The sequence below is a fragment of the Providencia alcalifaciens DSM 30120 genome (assembly GCF_000173415.1).
GTDB classification, from domain to species: domain Bacteria; phylum Pseudomonadota; class Gammaproteobacteria; order Enterobacterales; family Enterobacteriaceae; genus Providencia; species Providencia alcalifaciens.
The window spans coordinates 174,976-188,296 of sequence record NZ_ABXW01000046.1; the positions used below are offsets into that span (position 1 = coordinate 174,976).

Genomic DNA, 13,321 nt, shown 5'->3' on the forward strand with positions numbered 1-13,321 from the left:
TTATTATTTAGTACCAAATATCTTATCGCCCGCATCTCCGAGACCCGGAACAATGTAACCTTCATCATTTAAATGTTGGTCAATTGAAGCCGTGTACAATTCGACATCTGGGTGCGCCGCTTCTAATGCAGCAATACCTTCTGGTGCAGCAACTAAAACTAAAACTTTAATTGAGTTACAACCGGATTTTTTCAGAAGATCGATGGTTGCAATCATAGAACCACCGGTTGCTAACATTGGGTCAACAATCAGCGCCATACGCTCATCAATGTTAGAAACTAATTTTTGGAAATATGGGACAGGTTGTAACGTTTCTTCATCACGGTAAATGCCCACTACACTGATACGTGCGCTTGGGATGCTTTCCAATACACCGTTCATCATACCAATACCTGCACGCAGGATTGGTACTACAGTGATTTTTTTACCTTTAATTTGTTCAATTTCTACAGGACCACACCAACCATCAATTGTTACTTTTTCAGTTTCTAGGTCAGCGGTCGCTTCATAAGTCAGTAGGCTACCAACCTCTGAGGCCAGTTCACGAAAGCGCTTAGTGCTTATATCATGATCTCGCATCAGGCCGAGTTTATGTTTAACGAGAGGGTGTTTTACCTCAACGATCTTCATGGGTTTCTCCTACTTTTTTAAAACGTCACCGGACAAAAAAATCGCGGGATTATACCGCTTTTTTCCCTCAATGCCACTAGAATCATCTTGATTCAGGTCAAATAAACATCAATCACTTACTCTTTGTTGAATTAGTATACACATAATATTTTTTAGCATGTAGACCGTGAATAAATTCATGCGCTTTGCATCACGATATCACAATTTATTGCCTCAAATATTTCAGTCAGAAAGCTATCGCAAACGTTTGCGGAGCCTGATAGAATATCGGCAAATGAAGTTATCTTTTCCAAAATGCAATTGCCTTGGGGGCCGTAGTGACTGATAAAACCTCTCTCAGCTATAAAGATGCCGGTGTTGATATTGATGCAGGTAACGCATTGGTTGAACGTATCAAAGGTGTGGTGAAAGAGACTCGCCGTCCAGAAGTAATGGGAGGATTGGGGAGGGTTCGGCGCACTGTGTGCCCTGCCACAAAAATACCGTGAGCCTGTCTTAGTATCCGGCACTGACGGTGTGGGAACCAAACTACGCCTCGCGATGGATTTAAAACGTCATGAATCCATCGGTATCGATTTAGTCGCTATGTGCGTCAATGACCTGATTGTCCAAGGTGCTGAGCCACTGTTTTTCTTAGACTACTATGCGACTGGTAAATTAGATGTTGATACTGCCGCTAGCGTCATTACTGGTATTGCCGAAGGTTGTAAGCAGTCTGGCTGTGCATTAGTCGGTGGTGAAACTGCTGAAATGCCGGGCATGTATCATGGCGAAGATTACGATGTTGCAGGTTTCTGCGTCGGGGTAGTAGAACGCTCTGAAATTATTGATGGTTCTAAAGTCAGTGCTGGCGATGCGCTTATCGCTTTAGCTTCAAGCGGTCCTCACTCTAACGGTTACTCGTTAGTTCGTAAAATTCTAGAAGTCAGCAAAACCAATCCAGAGAACACGCAATTAGCAGGCAAATCTCTCGCCGACCACTTGTTAGAGCCTACCCGCATTTACGTTAAAAACGTTTTAGAATTAATTGCTAAAAACGACATTCATGCCATTGCGCATATTACAGGTGGCGGCTTCTGGGAAAATATCCCTCGCGTTTTACCGGATAACACCCAAGCTATCATTGATGGCAACAGCTGGGAATGGCCTGCAGTATTCGAATGGCTGCAACAAGCGGGTGATGTCACCATTCACGAAATGTATCGTACATTTAACTGCGGCGTCGGCATCATCATCGCTCTGCCACAGACTGAAGTAGAGTCCGCATTAAAATTGCTAACAGCATTAGGTGAAAATGCTTGGCAGATAGGAACAATTGGCGCATTACCTGCGGGTGAAGAGCAGGTTGTTATTCGCTAATGAAGAAAATCGTCGTTTTGATTTCAGGTAGTGGCAGCAATTTGCAGTCGATTATTGACGCCTGCCAACACCATCAAATTGATGGTCAAATTGCCGCTGTTATCAGTAATAAAAGTGATGCATACGGTCTGATTCGTGCACAAGAGGCTGGGATTCCAGCCCTTTGTGTGAGCTCAAAAACAATCACAGACCGTCAAGCCTACGATGCAGCACTCTTGGATACTATCGAACAATACCAACCTGATTTAGTCGTCTTAGCTGGGTTTATGCGTATTTTAACCCCTGATTTTGTGAAACATTTCACAGGGAAAATGCTGAATATCCACCCTTCTTTACTGCCTAAATACCCAGGGCTACATACCCATCGACGCGCGCTTGAAAACGGCGACAAAGAACACGGTACTTCCGTGCATTTTGTCACCGAAGAGCTCGATGGCGGACCGATTATTCTACAAGGTCATATTCCGGTCTTCGCACAAGATACGGAAGACGATTTGGTTGAACGCGTTAAACTGCAAGAGCACCTGATTTATCCTCAAGTCATTGAATGGTTTGTTTCCGAACGGCTGATGATGCAAGAGGGCAAAGCTGTATTAGATGGGCAACCATTACCAGCAACGGGTTATCGCGCAAATTAATACGCTGTTAGGTAGATTTAAATACACTCGCGCAGACTTGGTTGGCAGGTCTGTGCGAATAACTCAAACCCAACTATCCACAATAAACGTTTTATTTCCCACCTGCCAAATCGATAAAACTTCCCGTGACGTAAGATGCCTCATCAGACAGCAACCACGCGATAACCTGAGCAATCTCTTCTGGCTGACCTTCACGTTTCATCGGTAAGCTATCTTTAACTCGATCAACCCGAGCTGCCTCATCACCATCAGCATGCAGAAATTGAAAGGGAAATGCGAAGTTTTATCGGTGCCGGTTAAATAATCGGCACCAGGGAAATTAACGCCAGCGTTTTTCCGCCCAGGCGGCCTGCTGTTGCGCGTCGTGGAAAGTCCAGGCCACGAAGCGACTGATTTTTTGCCCCTGCGCCATTTCAATGGTACGGACTTCGACCGCACCCACCAGATTCAACGCGTGATAAATCGAAGGCAAGGTCGTGTTTTTAGAAATCAACGAGGTGAACCACAGGCAGTTTTGCGCAAGGCTAACGCTCTCCTCTACCATTTTACGCACAAAGGCTTCTTCACCGCCTTCACACCATAGCTCGTTATTTTTGCCGCCAAAGTTCTGTACCGGCGTGTCGGCTACCTCGCCTTTACCCAGCTTGTGCAGTTTGCGGCGAGTGCTGGCTTGCGCTTCCTGTTGAGAGCTGTGGAACGGTGGATTACACAGGGTGGCATCAAATTTCTCCGCCACGCCGATGATCCCGTTCAAAATAAATTCGGGTTGTTTTTGCAAACGCAGGCGCACGCCGTTTCTCAGTATCGGATTCATCTCCACGATCATTTTGGCTGTATTGAACGATACCGGATTAATCTCCGAACCAGTAAAACGCCAGCCGTATTCACGCAGACCAATAATCGGATAAATACAGTTGGCGCCAACACCTACATCAAGAATCGCCACGCCTTTACCGCGAGGGATCTCACCGCCGTTGCTGGTCGCCAGCAGGTCGGCCAGATGGTGTAAATAGTCGGCACGCCCGGGGATTGGCGGGCACAGATAATCGGCGGGAATGTCCCAATATTCGATGCCATAAAAATGTTGCAGTAACGCACGGTTGAGCATTTTAACTGCCGCAGGATCGGCAAAATTTACCGAGATATCGCCCCAGGCGTTCGGCTTGACGAACGGCTCCAATGCAGGGCAACTGGCGATCAGCGCCGGAAAATCATAGCGTGAGCGATGACGATTACGCGGGTGCAAGCCGCTTTTCTGCTGCAGGAAGGTTTTCTTTTTTTCCACCGTGAAGGGCTCTTTTAAAGGTATTTCTGACGCGTACGATACCATATACCCTATAGCTTTCAAAACAGCTCGGGATGAAACCGTATTAAGCCTGCCTTCAGAGTTTATGCCGGAATGTCCTGCTCTTTATACCCAATGTCATTCAATATGCAGAAAGGTGGCAAGGAAAGATAGACAAGGAACATACATCAGTATGTAACCCGGAGAGCTGAATGCTGCCGACGAACCTGCAGTTTGAATGAATAAGGAGATATACCGTCCGTTTTGAGCGAGGAGCGGACATTACAAGAGCTAATTATTTTCAAAGTCGTTGAATTTTTTAATCCAATATTGCCGATGATTTATTAAATGAGTTGTTAACGGGCAATTCTTTTTATCTTTTGGTAACCTAAGGAATTGACCGTCTAATTTTGCATATTCTGTCCCGTTTAATTGTTCTGATACTCTTATTTTCAATTTGGTATCAATCCAGAGTAAACCACGATCAAACAGAGTATGAATATCTGATTTCAGTAATAGCCCATGCTGAGCTTGTGTATGCCAAGCTCCTGCATAAGGGACAATATGAGCAGCTTCAAGCAATACTTGAATCGAACACTCCGTTACTGCACATATCTGCCCTCATAAGCTTCCAAGAGCTTTCGTCTAAATACTGGTTGTCTTTCTCGAATAATAACCTCACGAAAAGCCTTTTGACGAAAATCATCTTCAATTTCAGTTAATTCAGTGAATAATTCATCTCTGGTTTGAGCTATAAGCCGATCATATGGCTTCGGGGTAATAATCCGAATTGGAGTTTCGCCATCATCGTCAATATCCCATATACCATGAAGTTCTTGGACATATTGTTCATATAGCGTACTGCGTAATCTTCCCGTACGGAATAACAGGTCGTATGGGCTACCTTGGTCTGTACGGGCATTTTTACGACTACCAAGATACCGATACCGAGAATTGCTATTGGCAGTTAATGCATCTAATTGAATGCGAATTTCTGTTTCTTTCAATGGGACATTACTATTACGGAGCCATTTAACAATATTTGAAGCGGATGCAGGGCCAAGTTGTGTTATGGCATACTATACTCGGAGATATTGTGGACAGAGCATTTCTTCAGGGATGATGTCTGGAATATCGGTAACATCTGTTGAAAAATTATGATGCCGGCCCCATTCTCCCCACTGACGTGAATGAGTGCTAATACCTATGCGATGTGGCTCTCGTTTGCCAATTTCATCATTAAATTCATGTCGGGATGGAGCCCGACCGAGTTTTTCATAGAGATCATCACAACAGTCCCATACTGCTCGAACCAACAGCCCCAGTGGATATCCATCTTTGCTCAGATTCAAAAGCATGCTCCATCAGCGATGTGTATATTGAGATAAGTCACATCAAATATTGACGCATTGACATAAAGTACACAACAATTCATCAAGCAGATATATGCAAGAAGCGGATGCTTACACAAATAGATTCTGTTTCCATACGTAGATTACACTGTTTCACAGGCATTCAGGAGAACGGCAAAGCGTATAAAATTGCCAGGCATGTGTTTTATAGTCTTAAGCACACTGCGATTACTTGTTACACAGAGAAAAGGCTAAACAAAATTCAGTCACAGTTTTTTCTAGGTATAAAAGTATTAATATGTTGACGGTATAATCACTTTAAAGCAAGTTCTGTAGCAGGCTTAATAGGATATTATATATACAAAGTAGGGTAGAAATTTCTACCCTAAGCTAAAATACTTGAATTACTCGACTAAAAAGCTCGTGCTGAATTTCTATTCGTGAACATTCGCTACAAGCATTAGTCCAAGTCTGGAACGGTAATTAAAAGTTAGGATTGATACGTGCTGATACTCCAGCATGCTCTTTTAGGAGGTAAAGAAGCCCGCCGCCATCAATCAGTTCGATTGGTTTGTCTTCGCAGAAACGATATGCATCTTTACCGTATTGACTTGTACACACCAAAATTCCTTTGTTAGCCCCTTCATTCATCATTGTCCCATAAAGATCTCTAACAGAGCTGACGCCAACGGTGTCTTTATATCTTTTAGCCTGAATCACTACTTTGCCTCCGAGGATCGGACGAGTGTCAAATGCTACTGCATCAACGCCCCCATCTTTTGTACCTCTAGTGAGTTTGGTGTCCAGTCCCATTTGAGTGAAAAGATTTGATACTAATACCTCAAATTCTGATGGTGAAAGTTCCATAAGGTTTGGTCGTGTTTCGAGGGTAGATAAAGCGTCGCCTTGTTCAATAAAGCGTTTATCAACCATGTTGAACTCGATAATAGGTTTTACTGCTTGAAGCTCATCTGGCCGTCCTGAAACTTGTGCGCCTAAACTTTTAAGGCATGCACTCTTTTCGACCCTTTCCAGTTTTATTTGCATGAAATCGTCCTTGTGAGCACGGGCTGATACTAATGTGATTTTGGTGTCATGTCCGCTTGTAGGATCTATAGTTTCGATTACACCGTTAAACAAAACTGACGTTAAAGCAGATGCTTTGTCAGCTTCGAAAAGCTCATGCATTGTACGGAGTGTGATCGCGGCGATTATGTTCTGATAGAGTTCTTTGATCTCGCTAATCTTTCGCGCCTTAGCATCAATAGCATCTCTTGATTTGATATATCGGTATTCTAACTCGCGTGGAACTACTGCAATTTCAGGTAAGTTGTATTCAACTACCAACTCTTTGCTATCAGGTAAATAGGCCAACCGAAAGGTTTGGGGAAAGCCCTTCTCAGGATATTCCGACCGTGTTAATACCATTTCACAATAAGTCAACACGCTGTCAGGATCGCAGTTGAGATAGTCTTGCTCAAATTGGTCAATTTCGTCGTGTTGACTTTTTATTTCTTCAAGATAAGCAGTTTTTCGGGTCTGATACTCATCAACTAAAGCGTCAAGCTCAACTTTCTGATTTAAGAGTTTAACTGAATAATCTTCCTTATTTTTATTGAAAGATTCTTCTGCACTCTGCAATTCTCGATAATATTTGTTCTTTATCCATGGGAAAATAGTCATCCATAGGGCTGGAGCGTTCACGACCTTCATCTCAGGTTCAGGGTCTGGTAAGAGATGTTTGGGGGTTTTGAAGTCTTCGAATTTTGGGCGTTTTTTTAATACCGAAAAATCAATTGAATCGTCAAATTCGAGGGTATGTTCCAGAAGTGTAGAAAGCGCGGTGATATTCTCGCTCAGCTCAGCGTTTAGATCGGAAACTTCATCTTGACGTTCTTCCAAATACATGATTTTTGATAACTTATCAGCTTCTTTTTGCTCGCGAAGTCTCTGAGCATTATCACGTTTTATTTCGCGTTCTATACGGCGAGTTTCGGCTAAATAATGACGTTCTGCTCTCTTACGCTCACGCTCTGCTGCTGCAACGGCTCTGCCTGTAGCTCGTATAAAACCTTCAAATCCTGATCTCCGTCCCATTCTAACTCCCACAGTCTCCAACCGAAAGTTCAATTTTTAACAAGCGAAATTGCTTCAAGCAACCGTCCATTTAATTAAGCTGCACTTAATTTATGTTAGCGTCAAGCCAATCTATAATATTTAAGAAAAGCAATCTATAGCATTTAAGAAAACGAATCAGTCTATATCTCAAAACATGCAGATTTGTTGCCTTCTGACTCTATTGGTCACGGTAAACCATTTTAGCAACTTTAGTCCCTAGCACAAAACTGTACATCTGGAGCGTCGGGTGTTCTGCTGTGAGCGAAGAGCGGACCATTCAAATTCAGTTTGAATTAACATTCGTTGCTGATTAGTTGCCTTGACCACTTTCCTTAAGATATTTTGCATATTTGATAGGTGCTCATGGTTTTCTTTTTATGATAACTGGGTTAGTAAAATTACGCGGCGTTAAATCCAAAATAGAGCGAGAAGCTGACATTGCAGATTCAAAAATGGCGACCAATACAGATAAAAATCAACGAACTTCATACTGTAGTGATATTAGCAGTTCACAGTTTTGAAATAATAAAATGTCAACAATTTTATTATTTTCAGTATAATTAAACACGAGTTCATAAAGATATCATAAGTTTTAATTGATAATTAGGATAACCAAATGAAAATAGAAAGTATAAAAATAATAGATGTTGGTGGGATTTCAAATCTTGTATTGCAAAACTTAAATCAACAAATAAATATAATTTGTGGAGAGAATGGTGTTGGAAAGACAAATGTATTGGACTCTATAGCATCTTGCTTTAGTGAGTTTGACAAAAATATCATTAGCAAGAAATCTGGGAGTGAAAACGGTTTTATTGAAATGGATGTCACTCAAAATGTAGCCCCTAAGGCTTTCGCCCTCAATATTCAAATACAAAAATTCGAACCAAGTGCAAATGATCAATACATTGTTAATAATTCATACGAAAAAAATAAGAATAATCTTTTATACCTTAGAACCAATAGAAACATTAATTACAAAAAAATTAGCTCAATAAAATCTGATCCTGAAATTCAGCATCGTTCTCGTTATAGCAGCTCAGGTATTGACAATGAAGATATCAAAGACTGGTTTTTGAACAGGGTATTACATAGCAAGCATGAAAATCACTTATCAGAAACTCAATTAGAAAACCTCGAACTTTCAAAAAAATGTTTTAGTATATTAAATTCAACTTACTCATTTAATCGCCTTGATACAAGAAATGAGATTTTTCTGATGACTCCCACTGGAGAGATATATCTTGAATATCTCTCATCAGGATTTAAGTCAATAATCTTTATTCTTTTAGGGTTAATTAAGGAAATTGATTATCGTTTTGAGAAAGATAAAATATCAGCTGAATGTTATGAAGGGATAATTTTAATTGACGAAATTGAACTTCATCTTCACCCTGAATGGCAAGGAAAAATCTGTGGTATTTTGAAATCTGTCTTTCCTAAAGCTCAATTTTTTATTACAACACATAGCCCTCATGTAGTTCAGACTGCTGCGTATGGTGAGGTTATCGCTCTTGAAAGAAGTATTGATGGAATTGTTAGTCAAAGATCTCTTCCAAGCTCAAAATATGGTTATCAAGGGTGGACGATTGAAGAGATACTTGAAGATATCATGGGTATGCCAGATTTAAGGACTATAAAATATAATCAGGTTAAGAGAAGGTTTGATATTGCACTTAATGAAGAAGATAAAAAAGAGGCGCTGTCGGCTTTCCAAGAACTAGACAAAATGCTACATCCTCAATATCCACTTCGTCCCGTTTTCAAAATGCAATTAGATAAAATTTCGGATGATGAAAATGATTAAGCTGAAACGGGTGTTGAAGCCTATATATCTCACCGATGCTAAAGTTAAAGAATTAACTGAAGAGTTTAAAAAAGATAAATCAAAAGCTGTCTGGAAAACAAAATCAATTGGAGATGCTCTATTAAAGAGCAGTTCATATAAATGTGCATATTGTGAATGTGAATTACAAAAAGAAGATTCATATATGCAAGTTGAACATTTCAAAGATAAAGATAAATATCCTGATGATGTAGTGAAATGGGAAAATTTGCTTCCTTCCTGTGCTCGATGCAACCGTAAAAAATGGACTTTAGATGTCAATTTAAATCCAATAGTAAATCCTTATGATGATGATCCTAGAATCCATTTAAAGCAGCAAGCATTTAGACTATATGGTAAAGATCTTAAGGGAGAGAATACCATAGAAAAACTTTATCTTAATGATGATGATCGTGTTGTATATTCAAGATTTTTGGCATCAAATGAAATAAGCAGGCAATTATCTGAATTGACAAAAATATCTTCTAATTTAGACCAGTTAAGAAATAGCATGACTAAATTATTACAAGCCTGCCAATCTGATAAACCCTACTCAGCTTTTACTGCGTATACTTTGCATTCAAATAAAGATTATGGAAAGTTAAAGGATTTACTTTTAAAGAATAACATGTGGGATGCAGATCTTATCGAGTTGCATGATAATTCATCTTATCTTCAATTAGATGCCAGATAATTGAAGATACAAAATTAAATCCTAATACAATGCAAAACAGGAAGCTTTGCATTGTAGACTTCTTACGTTGCTTTTCTTTTTTCTTCACGATACCTTCATAATCCATGCTCAGTTTTTTCCATTGCTGTTTCGATGCACGACTGACCTAATTCGCAGACCAGTCGTTTACTATGATATCTTAAGCCTGAACACTCTTTCATCTCAATCGATTTATCCTGCCAATCGAAGCGTGAACCCGACGATTTTTGTCGCGACAGCTACCATGCCGCCTTCTTCCGTATTCAATCCACTACCTGAAGCAAGCAGAGAACTTATATTACGAAGAACTTCATAAGATTATTTTGCACCATGGGTCAGTACTGTCATTTTATCTGCCTTTTAGTGATAAAGACAGATTGTTGTAGACAACTTCTGCTCTTGGCACAAAGCAGCCCACCAAACTAGATGTTCATCACCGCCATCCAGATTCAAATCCAAGCGAGTACAATTTTTGGGTGGCGATAATCTCTGCCCTGTATTGTGTCTTCACCCGATCACCAACCTACTACTAACCATTTTCACTTAAACGAACTAATCTTCGACAAACTCTCCCGCCCCCTGCTTTCTGTCATTATTTTATTGCAAATAAGTGGTATCCTTATAACAGCGCTAAGTAATTAATTTTCTAATTGATACTTTCGCCATAAATAGTTTTATAATTAACAACAATCGAGGTGTTTTATGACGACCGGGCAAGCTCATCTGTTTAAGTTGCGCCCACTTGAGCGTGAAGACTTAGCGTTCATCCACCAGCTGGACAATAATGCCAACATTATGCGTTATTGGTTCGAAGAGCCTTATGAGGCATTCGTTGAACTCAGTGATCTTTACGATAAACATATTCATGACCAATCCGAGCGCCGCTTTATTGTCGAATATGACAGTGAAAAAGTGGGTTTAGTCGAGTTGGTTGAAATTGATTATGTTCACCGTCGTTCTGAATTCCAGATTATCATTGCACCCCGCCACCAAGGCAAAGGGTATGCAAGTCGCGCGGCAAAACTGGCAATGGACTACGCCTTTTCAGTGCTAAATTTATACAAACTTTATCTGATTGTAGATAAAGAAAATGTCAAAGCTATCCATATTTATAATAAACTTGGTTTCCACACAGAAGGCGAGCTTATTGATGAGTTTTTCGTGAATGGTCGCTACCACACCGCAATCCGTATGTGTGTGTTCCAGCACCAATATTTCGCCATGAAACAGCAGTCTGAAAACGCGTAAGCTGCCATCACAGCGCTGCGATAGAAGTCAACGGTGATAATTAGTTTTTATCAGCATTAACCAGTCGAATACGGAGCAACAATGTCCCAAGAACGTCTCTATCATGAAAAAGAGCTCAGCTGGCTCTCTTTTAACGAACGAGTTCTCCAAGAGGCCGCAGATAAGCGTAACCCTTTGATTGAACGAATGCGTTTTTTGGGCATTTACTCCAATAACTTAGATGAATTCTATAAAGTTCGTTTTGCAGATGTTAAGCGCCGTATTTTGATCAATGAAGAACGCGGCTCAGCCAGTGGCGCACGCCATCTTCTCAAACGTATTCAGTCCAAAGTTGCTAAGCAAGAGCAAGAGTTTGACGTACTTTATAATGAGCTACTGCTTGAAATGGCGCGTAACCAAATTTTCTTAATTAACGAACGTCAAATTTCGCCTCGTCAGCAAATCTGGTTACGCCAATACTTTCGGCAGAATCTACGTCAACATATCACACCAATTTTAATCAATCGTGATACTAACTTGGTCGAGTTTCTCAAAGACGATTACACGTACCTCGCCGTTGAAATTATTAATGGGACTGAAGTGCAATATGCCTTATTAGAAATTCCTTCTGATAAAGTTCCGCGCTTTGTGAATCTTCCACCAGAAATGCCGAAGCGCCGTAAATCAATGATCCTCATTGATAATATCCTGCGTTATACCCTTGATGAAATTTTCAAAGGCTTTTTTGATTACGATAAACTCAACGCCTATTCCATGAAAATGACCCGCGATGCAGAATATGATATCGCTACGGAAATGGAATCCAGTCTGCTGGAAATCATGTCATCGACCTTGAAGCAGCGCTTAACTGCAGAACCGGTTCGCTTTGTGTATCAACGTGATATGCCCGATGAAATGGTCGCTTTGTTACGAGAAAAATTGGGATTATCGAGTGATGACTCGGTGATTGCTGGTGGTCGTTACCATAATTTTAAGGATTTTATTAACTTCCCAAATGAAGGAAATAAAAACCTTCTCAACAAACCATTACCCCGCCTTCGCCATCGCTGGTTTGATAATTTCCGTAACGGATTTGATGCCATTCGCGAGCGCGATGTGTTGCTCTACTACCCGTATTACACGTTCGAGCATACATTAGAACTGTTGCGCCAAGCATCGTTTGACCCGAATGTGTTATCCATCAAAATCAATATTTACCGTGTCGCAAAAGACTCTCGCATTATCGACTCCGTGATCCACGCAGCCCACAATGGTAAAAAAGTGACCGTGGTCGTGGAGCTGCAAGCACGTTTTGATGAAGCTGCCAATATTCACTGGGCAAAACGCCTCACTGAAGCGGGTGTCCATGTTATTTTCTCCGCGCCGGGACTGAAAATTCACGCTAAGCTATTTATTATCTCCCGCATGGAAGAAGGGCAAATTGTTCGTTATGCCCATATCGGTACTGGTAACTTTAACGAAAAAACAGCTCGCCTCTACACCGACTACTCATTACTCACCTGCAATGAGCAAATCACCAATGAAGTGCGCCGCGTGTTTAGTTTTATTGAAAACCCGTATCGTCCGGTGACTTTCGATAATTTGATGGTCTCTCCACAGAATACTCGAACCAAGATTACCGAATTAATCGACCAAGAGATTGCCAATGCACACGCGGGTTTACCTAGCGGCATTACACTAAAAATCAACAATCTGGTGGATAAAGAACTGACCGACAAACTGTACGATGCCTCTAATGCCGGCGTGAAAATTCGCTTGCTAGTTCGGGGTATGTGCTCCCTCGTTTCAGGGCAACAAGGCTATAGCGAAAACATCCAAGTCACCAGTGTGGTCGATCGTTTCTTAGAGCACGACCGCGTCTATGTCTTTACCAACGCAGGAGATGAAAAAGTGTTTATCTCCTCAGCAGATTGGATGACACGCAACATTGACTACCGTATCGAGGTCGCCGTCCGTTTAGTGGACCCGCGCCTGAAACAGTTAGTCTTAGACATCCTCGAATTACAGTTCAGCGATACCGTCAAAGCCCGTTTTGTTGACAAAGAACTCAGTAATCATTATGTTCCTCGCGGCAATAAGCGCAAAATTCGCGCTCAATTAGCTGTCTACGAATTTTTAAAAGCACTCGAAATGCCTGAAACAAGAGCTTGATAC

11 protein-coding genes and 2 pseudogenes are annotated in these 13,321 nt (G+C 41.2%); 6 read left to right on the forward strand and 7 right to left on the reverse strand.

Annotated features, from left to right (window positions below; all coding sequences use genetic code 11):
* Nucleotides 1-3: 3 nt before the first annotated feature.
* Nucleotides 4-630, reverse strand: a complete 627-nt coding sequence (upp, locus tag PROVALCAL_RS09015; RefSeq protein WP_006658899.1) for a uracil phosphoribosyltransferase — start codon at nt 628-630, stop codon at nt 4-6.
* A gap of 317 nt (nt 631-947) precedes the next feature.
* On the opposite strand from upp, the pseudogene purM reads away from it, so the two are divergent.
* Nucleotides 948-1,989: pseudogene (gene purM / locus PROVALCAL_RS09020) on the forward strand (phosphoribosylformylglycinamidine cyclo-ligase).
* Complete coding sequence (gene purN, locus PROVALCAL_RS09025; protein WP_006658902.1) at nt 1,989-2,627, forward strand: phosphoribosylglycinamide formyltransferase; 639 nt, start codon at nt 1,989-1,991, stop codon at nt 2,625-2,627. Before purM ends, purN begins: the two are co-directional and overlap by 1 nt.
* 91 nt (nt 2,628-2,718) lie before the next feature.
* Here purN and PROVALCAL_RS19275 read toward each other — a convergent pair.
* The 6 genes and pseudogenes from PROVALCAL_RS19275 to PROVALCAL_RS09050 all read right to left on the reverse strand — a co-directional run.
* A pseudogene (locus PROVALCAL_RS19275) lies at nt 2,719-2,886 on the reverse strand (SDR family oxidoreductase); the annotation flags it as partial.
* Between the two features lie 60 nt (nt 2,887-2,946).
* On the reverse strand, nt 2,947-3,912 hold the full coding sequence (gene rlmF, locus PROVALCAL_RS09030) for a 23S rRNA (adenine(1618)-N(6))-methyltransferase RlmF (RefSeq protein ID WP_192941391.1): 966 nt from the start codon (nt 3,910-3,912) through the stop codon (nt 2,947-2,949).
* 291 nt (nt 3,913-4,203) lie between these two features.
* The gene (locus tag PROVALCAL_RS20020; RefSeq protein ID WP_006658904.1) at nt 4,204-4,494 is read right to left on the reverse strand and encodes an HNH endonuclease signature motif containing protein; all 291 of its coding nucleotides are present in this window, start codon (nt 4,492-4,494) and stop codon (nt 4,204-4,206) included.
* Nucleotides 4,495-4,514: 20 nt separating this feature from the next.
* Entirely contained in the window at nt 4,515-4,919 is a 405-nt protein-coding gene (locus PROVALCAL_RS20025) for a hypothetical protein (protein WP_006658905.1), read from the reverse strand.
* A 72-nt stretch (nt 4,920-4,991) separates the two neighbouring features.
* Entirely contained in the window at nt 4,992-5,270 is a 279-nt protein-coding gene (locus tag PROVALCAL_RS20030) for a hypothetical protein (protein ID WP_006658906.1), read from the reverse strand.
* 477 nt (nt 5,271-5,747) lie between these two features.
* Complete coding sequence (locus tag PROVALCAL_RS09050) at nt 5,748-7,361, reverse strand: restriction endonuclease (protein WP_006658907.1); 1,614 nt, start codon at nt 7,359-7,361, stop codon at nt 5,748-5,750.
* 637 nt (nt 7,362-7,998) lie between these two features.
* Here PROVALCAL_RS09050 and PROVALCAL_RS09055 point away from each other — a divergent pair.
* From PROVALCAL_RS09055 to ppk1, 4 genes are all read left to right on the forward strand, one after another.
* The gene (locus PROVALCAL_RS09055; protein ID WP_006658909.1) at nt 7,999-9,189 is read left to right on the forward strand and encodes an AAA family ATPase; all 1,191 of its coding nucleotides are present in this window, start codon (nt 7,999-8,001) and stop codon (nt 9,187-9,189) included.
* The gene (locus PROVALCAL_RS09060) at nt 9,182-9,901 is read left to right on the forward strand and encodes an HNH endonuclease (RefSeq protein WP_039861815.1); all 720 of its coding nucleotides are present in this window, start codon (nt 9,182-9,184) and stop codon (nt 9,899-9,901) included. The genes PROVALCAL_RS09055 and PROVALCAL_RS09060 overlap by 8 nt, the downstream gene beginning before the upstream one ends.
* Nucleotides 9,902-10,621: 720 nt before the next feature.
* A complete protein-coding gene (gene speG / locus PROVALCAL_RS09065) occupies nt 10,622-11,167 on the forward strand; it encodes a spermidine N1-acetyltransferase (protein ID WP_006658911.1) in 546 nt (181 codons plus the stop codon).
* A gap of 81 nt (nt 11,168-11,248) precedes the next feature.
* Complete coding sequence (gene ppk1 / locus PROVALCAL_RS09070; protein ID WP_006658912.1) at nt 11,249-13,318, forward strand: polyphosphate kinase 1; 2,070 nt, start codon at nt 11,249-11,251, stop codon at nt 13,316-13,318.
* Nucleotides 13,319-13,321 lie beyond the last annotated feature (3 nt).

What these genes read in the sequence shown, in the direction of transcription:
- PROVALCAL_RS20030 (WP_006658906.1), bottom strand. Translation starts at nt 5,270, where the DNA reads ATGCTTTTGAATCTGAGCAAAGATGGATATCCACTGGGGCTGTTGGTT.
- purN (WP_006658902.1), top strand. Translation starts at nt 1,989, where the DNA reads ATGAAGAAAATCGTCGTTTTGATTTCAGGTAGTGGCAGCAATTTGCAG.
- PROVALCAL_RS09055 (WP_006658909.1), top strand. Translation starts at nt 7,999, where the DNA reads ATGAAAATAGAAAGTATAAAAATAATAGATGTTGGTGGGATTTCAAAT.
- PROVALCAL_RS09060 (WP_039861815.1), top strand. Translation starts at nt 9,182, where the DNA reads ATGATTAAGCTGAAACGGGTGTTGAAGCCTATATATCTCACCGATGCT.
- ppk1 (WP_006658912.1), top strand. Translation starts at nt 11,249, where the DNA reads ATGTCCCAAGAACGTCTCTATCATGAAAAAGAGCTCAGCTGGCTCTCT.
- PROVALCAL_RS09050 (WP_006658907.1), bottom strand. Translation starts at nt 7,361, where the DNA reads ATGGGACGGAGATCAGGATTTGAAGGTTTTATACGAGCTACAGGCAGA.
- upp (WP_006658899.1), bottom strand. Translation starts at nt 630, where the DNA reads ATGAAGATCGTTGAGGTAAAACACCCTCTCGTTAAACATAAACTCGGC.
- speG (WP_006658911.1), top strand. Translation starts at nt 10,622, where the DNA reads ATGACGACCGGGCAAGCTCATCTGTTTAAGTTGCGCCCACTTGAGCGT.